This is a genomic window from Nocardiopsis kunsanensis DSM 44524 (assembly GCF_000340965.1).
In the GTDB taxonomy this organism is placed as follows: domain Bacteria; phylum Actinomycetota; class Actinomycetes; order Streptosporangiales; family Streptosporangiaceae; genus Nocardiopsis; species Nocardiopsis kunsanensis.
In genome coordinates this window covers 52,916-75,459 of sequence record NZ_ANAY01000018.1, presented here as the reverse complement: position 1 = coordinate 75,459, position 22,544 = coordinate 52,916, and the positions used below count along the sequence as shown (strand labels likewise).

The following is a 22,544-nucleotide window of genomic DNA, read 5'->3' as shown; positions in this document are numbered from 1 at the left end:
GGACGGGGCGTTCTCCCGTGTGTCCGCAGGCCGTTTCACCGGCTCGGTCCCGGTCAGGCAGAGTTGGGGGCATGGCGAACCGACTGAGTGACGCGACCAGCCCTTACCTGCTGCAGCACGCCGACAACCCCGTCGACTGGTGGCCCTGGTGCGAGGAAGCCTTCGCAGAGGCACGCCGCCGCGACGTACCCGTGCTGATCTCCGTCGGGTACTCCGCATGCCACTGGTGCCACGTGATGGCCCACGAATCCTTCGAGGACACCGCCACCGCCGACCTCATGAACTCCATGCTGGTCAACATCAAGGTCGACCGGGAGGAACGCCCCGACGTCGACGCGGTCTACATGGAGGCCACCCAGGCCATGACCGGCCAAGGCGGGTGGCCCATGACGGTCTTCGCCACCCCGGACGGGGCACCCTTCTACTGCGGTACCTACTTCCCGCGCGACCACTTCCAGCGCCTGCTGCAGGGGGTCGACAACGCCTGGAGGGAGCGGCGCGACCAACTCCTCGACCAGGGGCAGAGGGTGGTCGACGCGCTCGGCGCCCCCCGCACCCTGCCCGAGGCCTCCGCGCCCGGGACCGAGACCCTCGACCTGGCGGTACGGGCCCTGGTCCGCGACTACGACCAGACACATGCCGGGTTCGGGGACGCACCCAAGTTCCCGCCGTCGATGCTGCTGTCGTTCCTGACCGCGCAGAGCGAACGCACCGCACCCCTGCAGACCGCCCAGGAACCCGTCCCGGCCTGGCTCATGGCCACCGGGACCGCCGAGGCGATGGCCCGCGGCGGTATGTACGACCAGCTCGGGGGCGGGTTCGCCCGTTACTCGGTGGACCGCGAGTGGGTCGTTCCGCACTTCGAGAAGATGCTCTACGACAACGCCCAGCTCCTGCGCGCCTACATCCGCATGTCCCGCCGCCCCGCCGGCACCGACCTGGCCGAGGCCGACACCCACAAGCTCCTGCGCCGTGTCGCCGAGGAGACCGCCGACTGGATGCTGCGCGAGTTGCGCACCCCCGAGGGCGGGTTCGCCTCGGCCCTGGACGCCGACAGCCCCGGCCCCGACGGCACCTCGGAGGAGGGCGCCTTCTACGTGTGGACCCCGGCCCAGATCCGGGAAGTGCTGGAGGGGGAGGACGCCGCCTACGCCGAGGAGGTCTTCGCCGTCACCGAGGAGGGCACCTTCGAGCACGGCACCTCGGTCCTGCAGCTGCCCGAGACCCCGGCCGACCCCTGGCGCTACCAGCGGGTGCGCGAGAAGCTCTTCGCCGCCCGCGCCTCCCGCCCCGCCCCCGCCCGCGACGACAAGGTGGTGGCCGCCTGGAACGGACTGGCGATCGCCGGGCTCGCCGAGGCAGGCGTGCTCCTGGACCGCCCCGACCTGGTCGGGGCCGCCCGGGAGTGCGCCGACCTGCTGCTGCAGGTGCACCTGAGCGAGGGCCGTCTGCTGCGCACCTCCCGCGACGGCCGCGCCGGACACAGCGCCGGCGTCCTGGAGGACTACGCCGACGTCGCCGAGGGGCTGCTCGTGCTGCACGGTGTCACCGGCGAAGCCCGCTACGCCCACGAGGCCGGCGCACTCCTGGACACGGTGTTGGAGCACTTCGGCGACGGCGAAGGGGGTTTCTACGACACGGCCGACGACGCCGAGGAGCTCTTCGCCCGGCCGCAGGACCCGACCGACAACGTCACCCCGTCCGGGCGCAGCGCCGCGGCCTCCGCACTGCTGGCCCACGCCGCGCTCACCGGTTCCGCACGGCACCGTTCCGCGGCCGAGACGGCGCTGTCCCCGGTCTCGCTCCTGGCGGAGAAGGCCCCGCGGTTCGCCGGTTGGGGGCTGGCCACGGGGGAGGCCCTGCAGTCCGGCCCGCGCGCGGTCGCGGTGGTCGGGGCCCCGGACGACCCGGCGGTCGGCGAACTGGTCCGGGCGGCGTTGGAGAGCGCGCCCCTGGGCACCGTGTTCACCCGGGGAGACGGCTCCGACGACCGCGGGATCCCGTTGCTGGCCGGACGGGAACCGATCGGGGGCCGGGCGACGGCCTACGTGTGCGAGGGCTTCACCTGCAAGCTGCCCGTGACCACGGTGGAGGAACTGCGCGCCCAGCTCGGTTGAGCAGCCGGTCCCGCCCCGGCGCCCGGTCGGCCGGGCGCCGGGGCGGGCTCATGCGTACACCCGGACGCCGTCGATGATGGTGTCGGTCAGGCCGGGACGGTAATCGGGCTGGCGGATCTCCAGGTAGACCGTCCTGGGCTCCCCGGGTTCGTGCACGGTGGCCGCGGCCAGCGCGCCGTTGCCGCTGCAGTCCGACCACTCCCAGACCTTGCCCTCCCACCGGGGGGTGTCCACCCGGCGTTCCGCCGGCGGCTGCCCGCACCGGTCGGGCTCGGTGACCCGGCCCAGGTCGCGGACGCCGGGCATGAGCGTGGTGAAGACCCCGTAGGAGGTCTTGTCGGTGGCGTGCCAGTCGTCCCCGTCGGTCGTTGCCAGCAGGCCCGGCTCCGCGCCGGCCTCGGCGGCGGTGGGACGGGCGGCCATGTCCAGGTGCAGTTCCGAGACCCATTCCGTGGGCACGTCCACGCGCAGCTCGTGGGTGGCGCTGTGGATCGGGGTCAGTGACATGGAGGGGGCGCCGTAGGCCGAGGTCGCGGTGAGCACCATTATCGCCAGGGCGGCTCCGAGTGTGGCCAGGCGGCGCCACTGCTTCCGGTGCCGCTGCCACCACGGCTCCTCGCGGGGGAGCAGCTCGGGCTCCATACGGATCGCCCTGACCCGGTCCGTGAAGGTCTTCGCGTCGCAGGGCCGGCTCTCCCGGTCGGCCGAGAGCGCCGACATGATGAGCTCGTCGAGCGCCGGGGGCAGCCCTGGCCGGATCCGGCCAGGCGGGGTACGTACCGGCTGGCGCGGGGCCTGCCTTCCGGTGAGGAGTTCGTAGGCGACCGCGCCCAGGGAGTAGACGTCGGAACGCACATCCAGGTCACCGCCCGGGATGCTCTGTTCCGGAGACATGTATCCCGGGGTGCCCGCGGCAGCGGTGAACCCGGAGGCCTCGTCGATGGACTTGGCGAAGCCCAGGTCGGCCACCAGGACACGCTGGCCCACCGGTGAGGACTGCAGCAGCACGTTGGAGGGTTTGATGTCGCGGTGGATCGTACCGTGGTTGTGCAGGACCGTGATGCCCTGGCCGATCTCCGTCAGCAGCCGCAGGGCCTCGTCCAGTGGGAGGTGGTCGCGTTTGACCATGTCGGCGACGCTGCCCTGATCGGCGTAGGTCATCACCATGTAGGGACGGCCGTCGGGAAGTACATCGACGTCGTGGACCGCCACCAGCCACGTGGAGTCGGTCTGGCGCAGGATGCGCGCCTCCTCCAGGAACCGGTGCTGGATGTCCATCTGGTGCGCCCAGTTCTCCGCGAGGACCTTGATCGCTACCGGATAGTTCAGCAGGTCGTCGTGGGCGAGCCAGACAGTGGCAAAAGAGCCGGATCCCAGGCGCCGGATCACGCGATACCGTCCGAAAGCCTCCGGTTGGCTCATGTGCGCCTCGGTCTGTCAGGGGTGAATACGGGGTCGTTGCCCACTAATACACTATCTACGCCTTCAAGTTGGCTCTTGTGGATATGATCCCCACTCCGGGTAGCGCACATCCGATCGGGCATGGAAACTGGTGGGAGGCCCCGGAAGGTGGTCCACACACCCCAGTGGACGACACGAGCGACATGGAACGACCAGTGCGCGGAAATCGATCGACCCGGGGCCCATGGGCGTCCTGACATGTGCCCCCGCCGGACCCCCGGTACCCGGGGTACTCCGAGTTGACCTGGCGGACGTCCTGTGAAGCAGGGAGAAGAGCAGTCATGCCGAGTAGTGACCACTCAGACCACGCGGAGAGGCCCATGCCCAAGCGTCGGGTGGCGAGCAATGTCGACGAGGAGCTGGAAGACCTCGCGCGCCGGGCCAAGGACGGCGACGAGACGGCCATGGACGAGCTGCTCCGGCGCATCCAGCCGGAGGTGCTCCGCCGCTGTTCGCGTTTCCTGCCCTACCGCCAGGACGCGGAGGAGGCGTGCCAGGACGCCCTTCTGCGTGTGGCGCGCAAGATCGGCAGTTTCAAGGGCGATTCCTTGTTCACCACGTGGCTCTACACCGTGGTGTCCAACTCCGCGCGCCAGACCTACCGTTCCATGAAGCGCCGCTCGGCCGAGTACCCCACCGAGGCCGAGCGCATGCCCAACCAGAGCGACCCCCGCACCACCAGTGTCATCGCCGGTTCCCGCATCGACCTGCTCGAGGCGCTCGACCAGCTGGAGAAGGACCGCCCCAACCTGGTGGCGCCGCTCGTCCTGCGGGACCTGTGCCAGATGGATTACAACGAGATCGCCTCGGAGCTGAATCTGGCTCTGGGCACCGTCAAATCCCGCATTCACCAGGGCCGTAAACACGTGCGGAAGTCATTGACTGTCTCGTGACCTCCCAGGGCGAACTACTCTGGACACATCCCCACCGGCACGCCCGAGTCTTGGGTGTGCCGTTTTTGATCCAGCTCTGAGAGGTTTCGCCAATGGGGCTCCGTGACCCCCTGTACTGGCTGTACGAGAAACGGCTCGAACGCAGTCTGACCAGCCGGGAGGTGCCCAGGCACGTCGGCGTCGTGATGGACGGGAACCGGCGTTGGGCCAAGAGCAGCGGCCTGGGGGGCGCCGAACTCGGCCACCGCGCCGGCGCGGACAAGATCTTCGAGGTACTGCGCTGGTGCGACGAGCTCGGTGTACAGGTCGTCACGTTGTGGATGCTGTCCACGGACAACCTCTCCCGGGACCAGGAGGAGCTCGGCCTTCTGGTGCGCATCATCGACAAGGCCATCACCCGTCTGCGCGAGGAGGGCTGGAACACCCGGCGCGTGGGAGCCCTCGACATCCTGCCCGACTCCACCGCCCGTGCGCTGAAAGAGGCGGAGGAGGCCACATCCGGCAATCCGGGTCTGGTTGTCAACGTCGCTGTCGGGTATGGGGGTAGACGTGAGATCGCCGACGCGGTTCGGTCGCTCCTCCACGACGAGGCCGACCGAGGAACCTCGATCCAGGAGCTCGCGGAGCGCCTGGACATCGAGGACATTGCCCGGCATCTCTACACGCGCGGCCAGCCCGACCCCGACCTGCTCATCCGCACGTCGGGGGAGCAACGTCTGTCCGGCTTCATGCTGTGGCAGAGCGTGCACTCGGAGTTCTACTTCTGCGAGGCCTACTGGCCCGCTTTCCGCAGGGTGGACTTCCTCCGTGCACTGCGCTCGTACGGCGCGCGCAACCGGCGTTTCGGCCACTGACCCCCTTCCTTTCCCCGCCCCCGTCTTCACACGGTGTTCATCGCGACGTGGGCTCGAACCCTGGAAAACGGGTCGGACGGCGCGTAGCGTCGGTGAGCGCGGGTGGCGAGCGGCCACCCGCTCGGGAGGCCCCGTCTCATTGAATCCCTGCGTCAACGCGGATATTCGACGAGGAGGGCCGGACCCGGCCCTCGTGGGTCCGGTCCCGGTCCTCCATGATCCCGTGACAGCGAGGTGCCCCTGCGGCACCCAAGGGGAGAACGAGTGGCTAGTACCTCGACCGATCGCCGTGACAGCCGATCCGTGGCCGACCTCCACCCGGTAGGCATGGAGGGAGCACGCGTCTACGTGCTCGACACCAGCGTCCTGCTCGCCGATCCGTCGGCCATGACCAGGTTCGCGGAGCACGAGGTCGTCATCCCCGTCGTGGTCATCACCGAGTTGGAGAGCAAGCGGCACCACCCCGAACTGGGGTACTTCGCCCGCGAGGCCCTCCGCCGTCTGGACGACCTCCGGGTCGACAACGGCCGCCTGGACGTTCCCGTCGTGGTGAACGAGGACGGTGGGACCCTACGCGTGGAACTCAACCACAGTGATCCGTGCGTGCTCCCGGCCGGATTCCGGCTGGGTGACAACGACACCCGCATCCTCACCGTGGCCCGCAACCTCCAGATCGAACTGCAGGAGCAGGCCGAGGGCGAGGACGACAGCGAGGCCGGGGAGGTCGTGCTCGTCAGCAAGGACCTGCCCATGCGGATCAAGGCCTCCTCCATCGGGATGACCGCCGACGAGTACCGGGCCGAGCTGGCCATCGAGCACGGCTGGACGGGCATGGCCGAACTCGACGTGCCGGCCCACAACGTCGGTGAGCTCTTCGAGTCCGGGTCCAGCGACATCGAGGAGGCCATCGACCTGCCCTGCCACACCGGGCTGGTGCTGGTCTCCGAGCGCAGCAAGGCACTGGGACGGGTCCGGCCCGACAAGTCGGTGAAGCTCGTGCGCGGCGACCGCGACGTGTTCGGGCTGCACGGGCGCAGCGCCGAGCAGCGCATCGCCCTCGACCTGCTCACCGACGAAGAGGTCGGCATCGTCTCCCTCGGCGGCCGCGCCGGCACCGGTAAGTCCGCCCTGGCCCTGTGCGCGGGGCTGGAGGCGGTCATGGAACGCGGATGCCACCGCAAGGTCATGGTCTTCCGTCCCCTCTATGCAGTCGGCGGCCAGGAGCTGGGCTACTTGCCCGGGACCGAGAACGAGAAGATGAGCCCGTGGGGCCAGGCCGTGCACGACACCCTGTCCTCGGTGGCCAACGAGGACGTCATCGAGGAGATCGTCGACCGCGGGATGCTGGAGGTCCTGCCGCTCACCCACATCCGCGGCCGCTCCCTGCACGACGCGTTCGTCATCGTCGACGAGGCCCAGTCGCTGGAACGCAACGTGCTGCTGACCGTGCTCTCCCGTCTGGGTGAGAACTCGCGGGTCGTGCTCACCCACGACATCGGCCAGCGCGACAACCTCCGGGTGGGGCGCCACGACGGGATCGTGGCCGTCATCGAGAAGCTCAAGGGTCACCCGCTGTTCTCCCACGTGACCCTCAACCGCTCCGAGCGCTCCCCGGTGGCCGCCCTGGTCACCGAGATGCTGGAGAACTGAGCGGCACACCGGCCGGCCCGCCCCGCGCACCCTCGGGGCGGGCCCCGTGCCGGGCTCCTCACACGGTCCTGGCCCGGCCGAGAACCGCGTCACCGGGGCCGGGAGCAGGACACCCGGGCACCGGGCTCGCGGAGGGCCCAGGTCTGGCCGAGCCGAGCGCCACCTCCTAAGCTGGTGTGTTGTGAATGAGGAAGTCCCGCCCGAACGGCTCCGTGCCTCGGACAGCGACCGCGCCCGTGTCCTGGACGCCCTGCGCGACGCCGTCGCCGACGGCCGTATCGACATGGACGAGTTCACCGAACGCAGCGACCGGGTCCAGGCCGCCCGCACCCTCGGTGAACTCCCGGAGGCCACCGCCGACCTGTTGCCGGCCGAACGGCAGCCGATCCGGCTGGACCCGCAGCCCGTTCTGGCGCTGATGACCACTCTGTCCCGGCGGGGCCGCTGGGTGGCCTACCCCGACGAGAACGTCGTCGCGGTGGCCGGACGGGTGGACATCGACCTGCGCGAGGCCCTGTTCCTGCGCAACCACCAGCGCCTCAACATCACCGCTCTCTTCGGCCTGGTGGAGATCGATGTGCCCGAGGGGGTGGAGGTGCGTATCACCGGCCGCTCCTTCCTCGGGCTGCGTACCACCACCGCGCGCGCCTCCGAACGCTCCCGGCCGCCCGTCCTGGAGATCACCGGTCTGACCCTGTTCGGCCTGGTGCGGGTGCGCGCGCCCCGCCGGCGCCGGCGCCTCGGCCTGGTCCGCAGGCGCCGCATCGCGCGCCGTGACCCGGCCTGAGGCGGTAGCGGGGCCCCGGACGGAGCAGCTGTCCCGGGGCTATACCGTACGTAGGGTGTGACCTGCGTGAATGTAGATATGACGTGCGCAACACGGGTGAGTTCCCGGCGCGCCGTGCGTGTCTGGCAGGCTTTCTTCCACAGGTTTGCCCAGGAGAGTCGGGTAGCAGTAAAGAGATCTCGGCCCCGAAGGGCCGGGCTGTCAGCTCTTGCGGCTGAGATCCGCCTTCACCAGCACCAGCCGACACACGAGGGAGGTGACCCAGTTGGCCGCGTTCCGCGCAGGACAGAAGACCCACCAGGCTGTGCCTCCTCAGCAGCTTGCTCTGGAATCCGAGTCGGCAGACACGCCCCGGATCGGGCACGGAACGGGACCCGGTCCCCGCCCCCGGGGGTGGCCGCACCCGTCCCTGGAACACCGGGTGCAGGCCACCACCGCTCGGGTGTCCCGGCTCACCCGGTGGGCGCCGTTCACGGCGGTGCATGTCGAACGGGTCGCTTCCGGCACCCGTGCCCTGTCCGCCGGAACACCCCTGGAGGGCACCGAGTACCAGCAGGGCGCCCTGGCCGGCTACGAGGTACGCGAGTGCCTGCCGGCCGAGTTCGATCGGGCCTGTGTGTACTGCGGGGCCACGGACACGACCTTGAACATCGACCACGCCCACCCGCGTGCACGGGGCGGGTCGGACCGGGGCTCCTGCGCCCGCACCCGCGCCGACAAGCACGGGTTCGCCCGTCTGCGTCTTCCCCGGACCAAGGGGGGCTTCGGGGTCTGCACCGCAGACCTGGTCCGTGCCGTAGTGCCCGAGGGGAAGAAGGCGGGCACCCACACCGGGCGCGTGGCGGTGCGGGCCTCGGGGGGCTCCAACATCACCACCAGCCAGGGCACCGTCCAGGGCATCAACCGCAAGTACGTGCGTCTGCTGCAAAGAGCGGACGGCCATGCCTACACATGGAAAGGAGAGGGCGTTTTCTCCCGGCCCTGAAGGTCCGGGTTTCCACGCCCGACAAAACTATGAGTGATTTCCGCATCGAGCACGACTCGATGGGTGAGGTCAAGGTTCCTGCCGAGGCCAAGTTCCGGGCCCAGACGCAGCGTGCCGTCGAGAACTTCCCGATCTCGGGCCAGGGTCTGGAGAACGCGCACATCGCCGCCCTCGGTGAGATCAAGGCCGCCGCGGCCAAGGTCAACGCCGAGCTGGGCGTGATCTCCGACGAGTACGGCAAGGCGATCCGCGAGGCCGCCCTGGAGGTCGCCGGCGGCAAGTGGAACGGTGAGTTCCCGGTCGACGTCTTCCAGACCGGTTCGGGCACCTCCAGCAACATGAACACCAACGAGGTCGTCGCCTCGCTCGCCAAGGAGCGCAGCGGCCTGGACGTGCACCCCAACGACCACGTCAACGCCTCGCAGTCGTCCAACGACGTCTTCCCCTCCTCCATCCACATCGCCGCCACGGCCGCCGTGACCAACGACCTGGTCCCGGCCTTGCGGCACCTGGAAGGCGCTCTCGACCGCAAGGCGTCCGAGTTCTCCTCCGTGGTCAAGAGCGGGCGCACCCACCTCATGGACGCCACCCCGGTCACCCTCGGCCAGGAGTTCGCCGGTTTCGCCGCTCAGGTGCGCTACGGTGTCGAGCGCCTCGAGGCCGTCCTGCCGCGTGTGTCCGAACTGCCGCTGGGCGGTACCGCCGTCGGTACCGGCATCAACACCCCCGAGGGTTTCGCCGGCCGCGTCATCGCCGAGATCGTCGCCAACACCGGTCTTGCGCTCAGCGAGGCCCGCGACCACTTCGAGGCGCAGGGCGCCCGCGACGCTCTGGTGGAGCTCTCCGGCCAGCTGCGGACGATCGCCACCGGATACGCCAAGATCGCCAACGACATCCGTTGGATGGGGTCCGGCCCCACGACCGGCCTGAGCGAGGTCTTCCTCCCCGACCTGCAGCCCGGGTCCTCGATCATGCCCGGCAAGGTCAACCCCGTCCTGTGCGAGGCCATGCTCCAGGTCTCCTCGCAGGTCGTGGGCAACGACGCCGCCGTCGCCTTCGGCGGTGCCAGCGGTAACTTCGAGCTCAACGTGCAGCTGCCGATGATGGCGCGCAACGTGCTCGAGTCCGTCCGCCTGCTCTCCAACGTCTCGCGGGTCTTCGCCGACCGTTGCGTGGACGGCATCGAGGCCAACGAGGAGCAGTGCCGCACCTACGCGGAGTCCTCCCCCTCGATCGTGACCCCGCTCAACCGCTACATCGGCTACGAGGAGGCCTCCAAGGTCGCCAAGCAGTCGCTGAAGGAGAAGAAGACCATCCGCGAGGTGGTCATCGAGGGCGGTTACATCGAGGACGGCAAGCTCACCAAGGCCCAGCTCGACGAGGCCCTCGACGTCCTGAAGATGACCAACTCCCAGTAGTTCGGTCCACCCCGGGGCACGCCGCACGCCCGCGGCGTGCCCTTCGTGTGCCGCGGCCCCGCGCCTGCCGGGCGGGGCGGCCGACGAGGACGGGCCCCGCGGCCGGGTGGCCGCGGGGCCCTGCCCGCTTCAGCGGGCCTGCCGGGACCGGCGGGACGGTCACGGCAGGCCCTTCCTCCGTGTGGGGGATCAGTACCAGCCGTTGGCCTCGGAGTGTTCCCAGGCCGCGCACGGCGAGCTGTACCGGTCCTTGATGTAGCCGATGCCCCAGTCGATCTGTGTCGCCGGGTTGGTCTCCCAGTCGGCGCCTGCGCTGGCCATCTTGCTGCCCGGCAGCGACTGCGGGATGCCGTACGCGCCGGAGCTGGAGTTGGTGGCCGTGTGGTCCCAGTTGCTCTCGCGCTCCCAGAGGGGCTCGAGGCAGTTGTGGAACTGGTCGGCTCCCCAGCCCTCGGATTCGACCGCCTGGAGGGCGTACTCCTTCGGGTCGCCGGAGAAACCGGGGTCGGAGGACTCGGGGTCTTCCTCCTCCTCTTCCTCCTCCGGTTCTTCCTCGATGTTGGTTCCTTCGAGGGCGCCGGACTGGACACCCCCGCCGAGCACGGTGTCGCGCCGCTCCTCGGCCTGGGCCCGCAGTTCGGCGAGCTCTTCCTCGGTCGGTCCGTCGGAGGAGTCGAAGAAGTCCTCCGTGCTTTCGGTATCGGTTTCGCGTGGTTCCTCGGTCTCGTTCTCGGTGTCCGGGGCGGCCGCGTTGAGGGCCGCGTCCGGGGCCAGACCGTCGTTCGCGAAAGCCGTGGCAGCGAACGTCACGCCGGCGACCAGTGTCGCCGCACCGACCGCCGCCGTACTACGCAGCGACATTCGGTTGAGTAGCACGATTGCCTTCCCAAGAGGGGGTCAATGGCATGGAAAGCCCTATTAATACCAGTTGTTCGCCTGAGAATGGCGCCAGGCCTCGCATGGGCTTCCGTGCCGGTCCTTGATGTAGCTGAGGCCCCAGGAGATCTGGGTGGCGGGATCGGTCCGCCAGTCCTCACCGTGCGAGGCCATCTTGTCGCCGGGGAGCGACTGCGGGATGCCGTACGCACCGGTGCTGGAGTTCTCAGCGGTGTGGTTCCAGTTGCTCTCCTTCTCCCAGAGGGGTTCCAGGCAGTCGTGGAACTCGTCGGCTCCCCACCCCTGGTCCAGGACCATCTCGAGTGCGGTCTCCCGGGCCGGGCCGTCGGGCTCCGGAGCGGGACCGGAGCCGCCCGAGGGCGGGGAGGGTTCGGGACTCTCCGTGGAGGAGGGGCCCTGGGGCCCGGGCCCCGGGTCGGCTTCGCCCGTGGAGGGCCCCTGCGTTCCGGACTCCGGCGCGGGGCTCTCCGCGGGGGAGGGTTCCTCGTCCCCGCCCCCGTTCTCGCCCTCGGGCTCCGGCTCGGGTTCGTGGGCCGCCCCGCCCTGTCCGTCCGTGGTGCGGGCGGACTCCTCGGTGGTCTGCTCGGCCTCGGGGCGCTTCTGCTCGCGCTCGGCCCCCTGCTCGTCCCCGCCGGCCCCGGGGGAGGGCGCGAAGAAGTCCTCGTCCGCTCCCGCCGCGGGCGGCACTGCGGCCGTGGAGGCCGCGCCGGGGCCGACGTCGCCGGTCCGGGCCAAGGACCCGGCCGACAGCGTCGAGACCGCGACCACCGCGGCGGCACCGATGGCGCTCAGCCGACGTGGTGTGAACGGGTTGGGTGGCACGATCGCCCTTTCGCGTAGACGCACGGCACGGCCCTTGTGAGGCCGTGTTCTGCCGTGATTGCGCGCTGGCCGCGTGTCCCGGGCAATGGCGCGGAAGAAGGGGGCGGATGGTCCGCTCCACGGTCCGCGGTACGGGAGTCCCACGCGGCGAGGGGGGATGCTGTTGCAGCGCCCTCAGACTGCACCACAGTCACGAGTACGTAACACCGTTTTTGCTGTGGTTTGGGGCACATTACGGAATGTGTCGAGCTCAAGGGTTTCTGAGCTGCACATTCACAACGGAGAGTAAATTACTTTCTGGCCACTGCGGGGTGTGTCGTAGTTCTCGTGCTCAGGCCGACTGAGTATCCGTACCGATGTGCCGGAACCGCTGCTGCGGTGAGGATGCCGGTATGTACACACACGAGCCTCCCCTGGCGGCCCGCCTGCGCCGGATCGACCGCCGGCTCCTGGTGCTCGACCGGCGTTTCCGGAAGCTGGCGGCCGAGCGCGAGGAGATCCTCGTGCGCCTGCGTAGTGCACCCGGGGCCCAGGAGCCCTCTGCGCAGCACGTGGCTTCCCGGGCCCCGGCGGACGAGGTGATGCCCCCGACGTCCCCGGCGGCCGCCTACCCCCGCGGTACGGAAAGCCCCGGGTCACACGGACCACACCGTACGTACGGTGCTCCCTCGGTCCCCGTGGTGCCCGAGGGGTTCGCGGCCGAGCCACACGTGGCCCGTAGCGCACCCGGCGTGTACGAGGCGCCGGGCGCGTCCGCGCCGCACCGCGTCGAGGCGGACAGGGCCCTTCGGGGTGAGGAGCCGTCCCCGGCCCGGATCGCCCCCGGCTCGTCCCGGTCCTCCGGCACCCCCGGCGCCGCACCCGAGGTCCGTCGCCGCTCCGCGCGCAACGTCATTCTCGGCCTGGGCGCGGCCCTGATGTCCGTGGCCGCCCTCGTCTTCGCCGTCTGGGCCTGGACCGCCGCCGACACCGGGGCCCGCGTCCTCATGCTCCTGGGTGTGACCGGCACCATCGCCTGGATCGCCGTCCCCCTGCACCGGCGCGGGCTCCGGGCCACGGCCCAGACCCTGGGTGCGCTGCTCGCGGTCTTCCTCGCCGTGGACGCACTCCTGTTGTGGGTCCTGCTCGGGCAGGACATCGATCCGGTGGGGTACACCGCCGGCGCCACGGTCGTGGTGGCAGCGCTCCTGGCCCTGCACGGACGGCTCGTGCCCCTGCACTCCAACGTGCCCGTCGCTGTGGTGCTCGCCCAACCCGTGCCTGTCCTGACCGTGGTCTCGGTTTTCCCCGTTACCGGTTCCGCGGTCTGGCTCCTGGCGGTGGTCGCCGCGACCGCGCTCGCCGACGCACTGGTGCTGCGTGTGTCCGACCCCGTCGGCCTGCGCACGAGTGCGGTCGTGATGGCGGTGCTCGCGCTCCTGGGGCTGCCGTTCACCCTGCCCCTGGGCCCCGAGGCGGGGTGGGCCGCGGGTGCCGCCCTCCTGCTCGCCGGTGCCGCGGGCCTCCTCCTGGCCCCCGGTGTGCCGGGGAAGGCCACGGAGCACGTCTGTGCCGTCGTGCTCGCCCTGGCACCCCTGGCCGCTTCCCGGACCTCCCACGCGCTCTTCCCCGGCCCCCTCGGCTGGTGGTGGGCCGACAGCACGGAGCCGCTGGGCCGCCCGGCGACCGAGGTGCTGCGGGCCGGGTGGGAAGCGCCCGACACCGTACTGGTCGCACTCGGGCCGGTCCTTGCGGCCGCCGTCCTCGGCGCGGTCGCGGTCCGTTTCCTGAGCCCCGGACACCTGCTGCCCCACCTGGCCGCCGCTGTGCCGCTCACCCTCCTTCCGGCGGGGCTCCTACTCGGGCTCTCCCACGGGGTCTTCGTCGCATGGACCCTCGCCCTGGGCACGGCCATGCTGCTGGCCCCGTTCCGGATCCCCGGCCACCGCACCCGGGCACTGGCCCCCGGCGGCTGCGCGACCCTGGTCCTCGGTCTGTGGTGGGCCACGGCCGTGCAGCACTCCCTGGTCGCGGCCCTGGTGCTGTTCGCGGTGCTCGCCCTCGTGTGTCTGCGCCTGGCCGGCCGTGCACCCGCGCAGGGGAGCGAGGGTGGGCAGGACCGCAGTGTCGCGGTACCCCGGCCGGTGGTGTCCGAGGACGAGAGCGCCCCGGGAACCACCGTGGCCGGGGTCCTGCGTTGCTGCGCCCTGGTCCTGTGGATCCTCGCCATGGCCGTCGGTGCGGTCCACGTGGCCGTCCTGGCCCTGACCCTGGAGGTCTCACCCGGGAACTCCACCGCCCCGTGGTGGGCCGCGTCCTCGGTGGTGCTGCTGTGCGCAGCGTTCGGTCTGAGCCGGGGCGGTGCCGCACGCCCGGTCGGGACCGCCCTCATGCCCGTGACGGTGCTCGTCGCGGGGCCCGCGCTCGCCCCGGTGGCCCGGCTGATCCCCCGTCCGAGCGCGGGCCCGGCCCCGACCGTGTGGGAACCGGCGCACACGGTCCTGGACACCTCGGTCTCCGGCGGGGCCGCCACCGTGGTCGCGGTCCTGGTGGCCGGGGCCGCGGCCCTGGCCCTCACACGGCACCTGGACCGCCGCTCGTGGCTCCTCGTCTGTGCCCTGACCGCACCGGTCACCCTCCTGCCGCTCCCGATCGTGCTCGGAGCGCCGTTCCTGCTCGCCGTGGCCACGTCCCTGGCCGTGGGCGCCGGCCTGATCGCGCTCCCGGTCCGCCTGGGCGTGCAGGCCCGGGCACGCTGGGCCCCGGTCCTGGTGGGGACCGTCGTGCTGCTGTGGGGACTGGTCTGGTCCCTGGCCTCGGCGTACACCACGGCCCTGGCCCTGTTCACGCTCGTGACGGGGGCGCTCCTCGTCCTGCGCTGCGCCGTACCGAACATCCGGGGAACCGGTGTCCCGGGCCGCGACGCCACAGAACCCGACCTCGCGCGGTCCCTGTACGTGTCCGCGGTCGTCCTGTGGGCCACCACGGTGACAGTGGGCGCCCTGCACCTGCTCGTTCTCGCCCTGGTCGCGGAAACCTCCGCAGGATGGTGGTGGGCCGCGGCCCTGGTGACCCTGCTCTGCGCCGCCGTCGGGCTCTGCCTCGGTGGTGTCGCCCGGTACGCGGGTGTTGCGCTCATGCCCTCGACCGTGCTCGTCGCGGGCCCGGCCCTGGCCCCGCTCCTCGTGGTCGGCCCCGGCGTGCACGGGGTGTGGGCCGCGCCTGACCCGGTCCTGTGGGCTCCTGCCCACGACGTGCTCGGAACCTCGACCTCCGAAGGGCTGCTCACGGCCATCGCGGTCCTGGTCGCGGCTGCTGCGGCCTGGTGCGTGACGTGGGTGCTCGCACGTGATCGCTGTGTGGTGGCGGGGTCCCTGATCGCCCCGGCGGCCCTCGTCCCCGTCCCGATCGTGCTGGAACTGCCGTTCCTGGTCGCCCTTCTCACCGCACTCGCCGTCGGTGCCGGCCTGACCACCGCCGCCGCCCTGCAGCGGCGGTACACCGCCGAACTGTGGGTCCCGGGCCTGCTGGGCGCGTCCGTGCTCGTGTGGGCCTTCGGATGGTCGCTGGCCACCGGCCCCACCACGGTCGTGGCCCTGCTCGCGCTCGCCGTCGCGGGTGCGGTCGCCGCGGCCCTGGCCCGTACCGTCCCGGTCGCGGTCACCGCGACCGCCGTGGCCACCGGAGCGACTGGTGGCTGCGCCCTGGTGGTCCCGTTGACCTTGGGGCTGCCGGTGGAGCACGCCGCGCTGCTGCCCATCGCCCTGACCGCGGCCGTCGCAGCGGTCGCGCCCCGGCTCCGGAGCCCCTTGTCGGAAGCAGCCGAGGTCCCTGCTTCCCTGTGGGCGGTCATCGCCCTGGTGCTCGCCGTTTCCTCCGGGGTGCGCGGCGAACTCGCCGCACTCGGGCTCGCGTGCCTGGGTGTGGTGTCCCTGTGCAGTGCTCTGCGCCCGAACCGCCGGTTCCTGGCCCTGTGCGGCACCGGACTCATGTTCGCCGCCCTGTGGACCGTCCTGGCCTCCTGGGAGGTCACGGTGCCCGAGGCCTACACCGTGCCGCCGGCACTGGCGGCGACGGCCGTGGGGTGGGAATGGAGCCGCCGTGCCGACCGGTCGGCGCAGCCCTCCAGCTGGCTCGCGCACGGCGGCGGACTCCTGCTGCTCCTGACACCCTCGACGGCCATGGCGGTCCTGCAGGACGAACCCGCGTGGCGCGTCCTCGCGGTCGTCGCCGTGGGGCTCGCCGTCACCCTGTGGGGCCTGCGCGCACGTCTGAAGGCACCGTTGGTCGCCGGGGGCGCGGCTCTGCTCGTGGTGTCGGTCCGTGCGTTCGGAACGCCGTTCGTGGATCTGCTCGTGGAGCTGCCCAACTGGCTCCCGTTCGCCGTGGTCGGAGCCCTGCTGCTCACGGTGGGCGCCCGTTACGAGGCGAGCCTGCGCGGACTGCGGAACCTGCGCCACGCCTACGCCGCGATGCGGTGACCGGGAGCTGGGGCCCGCGAGCGGCCTGGGGCGCGGGGCCGGTTGCCCCAGGGTTCTCCGGGGGACGGAACGGTCCCCGCACAGGAGAGGGCCCGGCGTCCGATCACGCGAACGCCGGGCCCCGGGCACGGACCGGGGCCGGTCCGGTGCACATCCGGACCGGTCCCCGGTCAGGCGTCGGCGGGGAAGCGTTCCCACACCCGGTGGTAGCCGAGCAGATCGACGATCTCCCGCAGGACCGCCGCACCGTCGTCCCCGATGACGACACCGGGTGCGTCGGTGGGCACACCCGCCGTCTCGAACACCGGCCGCGCGGCGGTCAGTCCCCCCACGGCCTTGGCGTGGCGGTAGGCCTCGGTGAGCAGCTGCAGGGCGCGGGGGTCGACGGCCTCCTCGACGGTTCCGCTCCAGGCCTTGGCGTCCCGGGCCGCGAAGGAGTCCTTGCCCTGCGCGATGTTGCCCACCAGGATCAGTGCGTCCACCTCGATGGAGCGGCCCGTGGCGAAGGTGCGCTGCACCGTGACGGGATCGTCCCCTCCCGCGCCGAGCTCGCCACCGGCGGGCGCGAACACGAGCGGGACCATGTCGCCGTCGAAGACCTGGTCGCGAAGGGCCCGGACCGCGGAGAGGTCGGCGTTGTCGTCGGCGACGATGCCGATCATGCGGCCCGCGGTGGGCCACTTGTCGCCCACCTGCGAGAGCGCCGGGCTGGGACGCAGCGACGGGAGTTCCCGGGTGGCCGCGGGTGCCGGGAGGCCGAGTCCTTCGGCCACCTGCTCGCACAGGTGGGGATCGACCTCGGCGAGCGCCCGCAGGGTGCGCTCCTTGATCGCGTTCTCGTAGCACTTGCCGAGCTCGAAGGTGAACGCGCTGATCATGTGCTCGCGCTCGACCGCCGACAGGCTGAGCCAGAGCAGCCGGGGCTGGGTGAAGTGGTCGGCGAACGACTCGGGCGACTGCCGGACCTTCTTCGAGGCCGCGACCGATGCGGGAACCTCCACGTACCCGCCTTCGTCGCTGCCGGCGAAGAAAGGACAGCCCCCGTCCAGGCTGTTGGGCTTGTACGGGGCGACGCCGTTGTACACGGCCGTCTGGTGCATGCCGTCGCGCAGCATGTCGTTGACCGGCGCGTGCGGGCGGTTGATGGGCAGCTGCGCGAAGTTGGGGCCCCCGAGCCGGGTGATCTGGGTGTCCAGGTAGGAGAACAACCGCCCGGCCAGGAGCGGGTCGTCGGTGACGTCGATGCCGGGCACCAGGTGACCGGGGTGGAAAGCGACCTGCTCGGTCTCGGCGAAGTAGTTGGACGGGTTCGCGTCGAGGGTGAGCAGGCCGATCGGCTGGACCGGCGCCAGCTCCTCGGGGACGATCTTGGTCGGGTCCAGCAGATCGATGCCCTCGAAGGTCTGCTCCGGGGTGTCGGGGAAGGTCTGGATACCCAGCTCCCATTGCGGGTGAGCGCCCGCCTCGATGGCGTCGGCCAGGTCCCGGCGGTGGAAGTCCGGGTCCACGCCACCGGTGATCTGGGCCTCTTCCCACACCTGGGAGTGCACACCGGCCTTGGGTTTCCAGTGGAACTTGGCCAGGGTGGTCTCGCCCTGCTCGTTGACGAGCCGCCAGGTGTGTACGCCGAAGCCCTCCATGGTCCGGAAGGAACGCGGGATGCCCCGGTCGGCCATGAACCAGATCGTGTGGTGGAACGCCTCGGTGTGCGTGGACACGAAGTCCCAGAAGGTGTCGTGCGCGCTCTGGGCCTGGGGGATCTCCCGGTCCGGGTGCGGCTTGGCCGCGTGGACGACGTCGGGGAACTTGATGGCGTCCTGGATGAAGAACACCGGGATGTTGTTGGCGACCAGGTCGTAGACGCCCTCGGACGTGTAGAACTTGGTGGCGAAACCGCGGGTGTCGCGGGCGGTGTCCATCGAGCCCCGTGAGCCGACCACCGTGGAGAAGCGCGTGAACACCGGGGTCTCCACGTCCTTGCCCAGGAAGGCCGCCTTCGTCACGCTCGCGGCCGTTCCGTAGCCCCGGAAGACGCCGTGGGCCGCGGCCCCCCGCGCATGCACCACGCGTTCGGGGATCCGCTCGTGGTCGAAGTGCATGATCTTCTCGCGCAGGTGGTGGTCCTGCATCAGGACCGGACCGCGGGGGCCCGCCTTGAGCGAGTGGTCGGAGTCGGGGAGCCGGATGCCCTGGGCGTTGGTCAGGTAGGCGCCGCCCTGCGAGAACTCCTCCGAGGACCCGCCGGTCGGTCGGCCCGTCGCCGTGTGCGGGGCCGGCTTCTCCTGGTCGGACTTGGGCGGGAGCGGCTCGTGCGGCTCGGTCGGTTCCTCCAGGGACGGTGTCCGGCTGGCCGGCTTGCCCGGGACAACTGCCTCCGGCTCGTCCCCGTCCTTGACGGTTTCGGCGAGTTTGTCGGCTGCGGCCTTGAGCGGATTGTTCTCTCTCACGAAGGTCCCTCCTGAAGGATGCGCATCCTGACACGGCGCACATGGCATGCCGCTGTGACCCTCCGTGCCCGGAGGGTCACATACGCGCGCTACCCGACAGAAGGAGAACGAACCGGAGGGATTTCGCTCGCCCGGGAACTTGTACCCAGTCTTTGCCGAGAGGATCCCTGAGCCGGGCCGTCCGCCCGGACACGACGCGGGGCCGCGCCCTTGACGGACACGGCCCCGCACGTTCGGGTGGAGGGGCCCCGGCGACCGGGGCCCCCGAGTCACTCTCCGCCGCTGGGCGACCACCGCAGCTCACCGGAGAGCTGGTTGCCCTCCTCGTTCGGGGTCACCGAGAGCCCGACGGCGCCCCACTGGGAGGGGTCGGCCACGTCCGAGCCCTGCTCCAGGACCTGGCGCAGGTCGAAGAACCCGGACACGACCGCCCCGTCCATCTCCTGCATGGTCTGCTCGAACACCGGGTCGTCGGCGAGGGCGCCCGTGGAACTGGAACCCTCCTGGACCACCACGGTGCCGTCCTCCTCGTCGATCGCGGGCGGCTGCCCGTAGGGGCCCACGACCAGGTCGTTGACGAAGTCTTCCAGCACCTGCTGGTCGGCGCCCTCGGCCCGGTACATGAAGGACTCCTGACCGCCGGTCCCCTCGAAGAAGCCGTCGGAGCCCTGGCCGGTGATGCCGAAGACCGTGGAGGTTCCCAGGAGCGCACCGAAGCCCTCCGGCAGGTGTGCTCCCACCGAGTTCAGCTGGCGCTCCATCTGCTGGAAGTCGCGGTTGTCGGTGAGGAAGTCGAGCTCACCGTCGTCGTAGGCATCGCTGAGGGCACTGTCCAGACCGGTGGCCCCGAAGGCCATCACGGTGTTCTCCGGGAGCCGGCCGACGGCTTCGACGCTGCCGGTCTCGGCCTCGGACAGCCACGTCATGTCGGCGCCGTCCACCGACCAGTCCGTGACCGAGGACTGCACCTCGAGGTAGGAACCGTCCACGTGCAGCGCCCCGGAGGCGCGGCCGGAGATCTCGGCCGGGCCGGTGGCCGTACCGGCCTGGAACTCCCCGGAGAGCCCCTCGACCTCGCTCAGTGCGCCCAGGTCGCCCCACGCGGTGGCGAGGCTGCCGGAGGGCAGGTCGGAGACGTCGGAGGAGAACTCGTCGGCGGAGTCGAGCGTGCCGTGCTCCTCCACCTGGCGCTCCATGTCGGCCAGGGAGGCGCCGTCAGGGGTCAGGAGCGCGAAACCGTCGGTGATCTCGTAGTAGAGGTCGTCGTACTCGCCGGAGAGGGAGGAGAGGTCCTCCTCGGCCAGGGACTCGTCCTCCACCGACAGCGCGATGACACTGCCCATGCCGGCGGTACCGGCCTCGGAACCGACCTCCTCGTCGTCGGAGGGCCACAGGCCCGCGCCGGCGCCGTCACCGATCCACTCGCTCACCGAGGCCTTGTCCGCCTCGGGGAAGGCATCGGTGAACACGTCGGCGAAGAGCTCGTTCATGTCGCCGTCCCCGGTGTCGATCTCCTCGGCCACCTCGTCCGGGAGCTGGTCGATGAACTCCATGAGTTCCACCGCCTGGCTGCCGTCGATGGACAGGTCGACCTCACCGAACGCGACGGTGTTGCCGGGGAGCACGGCCTCGGGTTGGTTGCCGCCGAAGTTCAGCAGGGACACCGAGGCCCACACTGCACCCGCCATCACGAGCACGGCCGTGGTGGCCGCGACGGGGATGAGCCACCGTTTACGGCCGCCGCCGCCACCGCCGGGTGGCACGGCACCGCCGGAAGGGTGGCCGTGGGGGCCGCCGGGAGGGAAGGGACCGCCCGGGCCGCCGGGAGGCATGGGTGCACCGTGACCGCCGGGGCCTGCGGGGCCGCCGGGGGGCATGGGCGCACCCGGACCACCGGGACCGCCGGGAGGGACGGGACCGCCCGGGCCGGTAGGGGCACCGGGGCCGCCGGGCTGACCCGGGGCGCCGGCCTGCGGGGATTGCCCCGGCCCAGGCTGCCCGGGCTGCTGCTGCCACTGGGGCTGCTGTGGGGGATCGGGGAAGGACATCGGACCTCCGGCGGGGAACTGAACGGGTGCGCGGATCGCGCGGTGAACCGGTGGGTCTGATGCCCACCACCCCCGGGATGGTTCGCGATCGTTGCCCGTCGTTTGTTGTCAGGGAGAAGGGTGGGGAATGTGTTGGCAGGAGAGAAGGCCCGGAGAAAGGCTCGGACTTCCTTGCGGGCCCATGGGGTGGTGGACGGACCCGGGCAGGGCGGGGCGAGCGCCCGCTCGCGGACACGCACCATCCACGAACGTGTCCTCATGTCCGGGTTCCGGCGGCACGCTCACCGTCCGCGCCCCGGGTGCGTGCCTCTGCGGGAACGAGGCCGGCCCCGGGGCCCGTACCGGCCCGAGCACGGCCGGTGAGCTGCTCTCATGTGCTCGGAACGAGGTTACTCCCCGCGCCGGGCGGCCTCGCAGCCGAGCCCCCCTTCAGGGGTCCGTGCCCTCGGCGTCCCGGCCGCGCGGGTGGTCCCGTTGCCCGTGGGTCCTGTGCACGTCCCGTCCTGTCCTCCCTGAGCGGACGGCCCCGCACGGCAGGGCACACGTGCCCCTTCGGGCGGCACGCGGGCGCCCCGGGGGACGCCCGCGTGCCCGGAACTCACGAAGCGGTGCTCAGGTCCACGCCGCTGTAGGAGGAGAGCTTGCTCAGACGGTGCTCGCTGTGCACCTGGCGCACGGTCCCGCTGCGCCCGCGCATGACCAGCGAGTCCGTGTGCACGCGGGTGGACTCGTAGCGCACCCCGTCCACGAGCTCTCCCTCGGTGATCCCCGTCGCGGCGAAGAACACGTCGTCGGAGGAGACCAGGTCGTCGGTGGTCAGGACCCGGTCCACGTCGTGCCCGGCGGCGATCACCTGCTGCCGTTCGGCGTCGTCCTTGGGCCACAGGCGTCCCTGGATGGCCCCGCCGAGGCACTTCATGGCGCAGGCGGTGATGATGCCCTCCGGGGTACCGCCGATCCCCAGCAGCAGGTCCACCCCGGTACCGGCGCGGGCGGACATGATCGCGCCCGCCACGTCGCCGTCGCTGATGAACTTGATGCGGGCCCCGGCCTCGCGCACCTCCTCCACGATCTGCTGGTGGCGCGGGCGGTCGAGGATGACGACCGTGACGTCCTGCGGCGTCTTGCCCTTCGCACGGGCCACCGCGCGCACGTTGTCGCCGACGGGCGCAGTGATGTCGACGACCTCGGCGGCCTCGGGGCCGGTCGCCAGCTTCTCCATGTAGAAGACCGCGGAGGGGTCGAACATGGTCCCGCGCGGGCTCAACGCGATCACCGCCACCGCGTTGGGCATACCGTTCGCGGTCAGGGTGGTGCCGTCGACCGGGTCGACGGCGACGTCCCAGTCGTGCCCGCCGCCGTCGCCGACGTTCTCCCCGTTGTAGAGCATGGGGGCGTTGTCCTTCTCGCCCTCGCCGATGACGACGGTGCCGTTCATCGACACGGTGCTGATCATGTGCCGCATGCCGCGGACCGCAGCGCCGTCCGCGCCGTTCTTGTCGCCTTTGCCCACCCAGCGGGCGGCCGCGAGCGCGGCCGTCTCGGTGACACGGACCAGTTCCAACGCGAGGTTGCGGTCGGGAACGGTGGAGTTACCGGGTTGCGACATGGACATGGCACCTTCCGTCGAGGAGCAGGGTGGGACCTACGTCTTAGGGTAGTCACCCGAGGTGTTCCGACAGGCCCGTGGGTGGGCCCGTGTTCC

The 22,544-nt window shown here is 71.1% G+C and carries 14 protein-coding genes; 8 read left to right on the top strand and 6 right to left on the bottom strand.

Features of this window, described 5'->3' with window-relative positions:
* The first annotated feature begins 71 nt into the window (after positions 1–71).
* A complete protein-coding gene (locus D456_RS0113395) occupies positions 72–2,117 on the top strand; it encodes a thioredoxin domain-containing protein (protein ID WP_017576694.1) in 2,046 nt (681 codons plus the stop codon).
* 48 nt (positions 2,118–2,165) lie between these two features.
* On the opposite strand, the gene D456_RS0113390 is transcribed toward D456_RS0113395, so the two are convergent.
* Positions 2,166–3,539 (bottom strand): serine/threonine-protein kinase, encoded by a 1,374-nt coding sequence (locus D456_RS0113390; protein ID WP_017576693.1) that lies wholly within the window; start codon positions 3,537–3,539, stop codon positions 2,166–2,168.
* Positions 3,540–3,859: 320 nt separating this feature from the next.
* Between D456_RS0113390 and D456_RS0113385 the strand changes: the two genes are divergently transcribed.
* The 6 genes from D456_RS0113385 (at position 3,860) to D456_RS0113360 (ending at position 10,165) form a co-directional block, all read left to right on the top strand.
* Entirely contained in the window at positions 3,860–4,471 is a 612-nt protein-coding gene (locus D456_RS0113385) for an RNA polymerase sigma factor (RefSeq protein WP_193373835.1), read from the top strand.
* 92 nt (positions 4,472–4,563) lie between these two features.
* Positions 4,564–5,325, top strand: coding sequence for an isoprenyl transferase (locus tag D456_RS0113380; RefSeq protein WP_017576691.1), 762 nt, complete (start codon positions 4,564–4,566; stop codon positions 5,323–5,325).
* Between the two features lie 264 nt (positions 5,326–5,589).
* Positions 5,590–6,975 carry a PhoH family protein gene (locus tag D456_RS0113375; RefSeq protein WP_040699276.1) on the top strand — a complete coding sequence of 462 codons (1,386 nt, stop codon included), beginning with the start codon at positions 5,590–5,592 and terminating at the stop codon, positions 6,973–6,975.
* A gap of 181 nt (positions 6,976–7,156) precedes the next feature.
* Entirely contained in the window at positions 7,157–7,762 is a 606-nt protein-coding gene (locus D456_RS0113370) for a DUF1707 SHOCT-like domain-containing protein (protein ID WP_017576689.1), read from the top strand.
* Positions 7,763–8,018: 256 nt separating this feature from the next.
* Positions 8,019–8,747: an RRXRR domain-containing protein gene (locus tag D456_RS24180; protein ID WP_338036324.1), complete on the top strand. Its 729-nt coding sequence runs from the start codon at positions 8,019–8,021 to the stop codon at positions 8,745–8,747.
* Positions 8,748–8,776: 29 nt separating this feature from the next.
* A complete protein-coding gene (locus D456_RS0113360; RefSeq protein ID WP_017576687.1) occupies positions 8,777–10,165 on the top strand; it encodes a class II fumarate hydratase in 1,389 nt (462 codons plus the stop codon).
* Between the two features lie 189 nt (positions 10,166–10,354).
* Here D456_RS0113360 and D456_RS0113355 read toward each other — a convergent pair whose 3' ends face one another.
* Together D456_RS0113355 and D456_RS0113350 are read right to left on the bottom strand one after the other, a co-directional pair.
* Positions 10,355–11,026, bottom strand: a complete 672-nt coding sequence (locus D456_RS0113355; protein WP_017576686.1) for an aggregation-promoting factor C-terminal-like domain-containing protein — start codon at positions 11,024–11,026, stop codon at positions 10,355–10,357.
* 57 nt (positions 11,027–11,083) lie between these two features.
* Complete coding sequence (locus tag D456_RS0113350) at positions 11,084–11,884, bottom strand: aggregation-promoting factor C-terminal-like domain-containing protein (protein WP_017576685.1); 801 nt, start codon at positions 11,882–11,884, stop codon at positions 11,084–11,086.
* 392 nt (positions 11,885–12,276) lie between these two features.
* On the opposite strand from D456_RS0113350, the gene D456_RS25070 reads away from it, so the two are divergent.
* Positions 12,277–16,344 (top strand): SCO7613 C-terminal domain-containing membrane protein, encoded by a 4,068-nt coding sequence (locus D456_RS25070; protein ID WP_026115835.1) that lies wholly within the window; start codon positions 12,277–12,279, stop codon positions 16,342–16,344.
* A 170-nt stretch (positions 16,345–16,514) separates the two neighbouring features.
* Here the strand turns inward: D456_RS25070 and D456_RS0113340 are convergent, their stop codons facing one another.
* From D456_RS0113340 to glpX, 3 genes are all read right to left on the bottom strand, one after another.
* A complete protein-coding gene (locus tag D456_RS0113340; protein ID WP_017576684.1) occupies positions 16,515–18,791 on the bottom strand; it encodes a catalase in 2,277 nt (758 codons plus the stop codon).
* A 269-nt stretch (positions 18,792–19,060) separates the two neighbouring features.
* Positions 19,061–20,623 (bottom strand): hypothetical protein, encoded by a 1,563-nt coding sequence (locus D456_RS0113335; RefSeq protein WP_017576683.1) that lies wholly within the window; start codon positions 20,621–20,623, stop codon positions 19,061–19,063.
* Positions 20,624–21,437: 814 nt separating this feature from the next.
* A complete protein-coding gene (gene glpX / locus D456_RS0113330; protein WP_017576682.1) occupies positions 21,438–22,454 on the bottom strand; it encodes a class II fructose-bisphosphatase in 1,017 nt (338 codons plus the stop codon).
* Positions 22,455–22,544 lie beyond the last annotated feature (90 nt).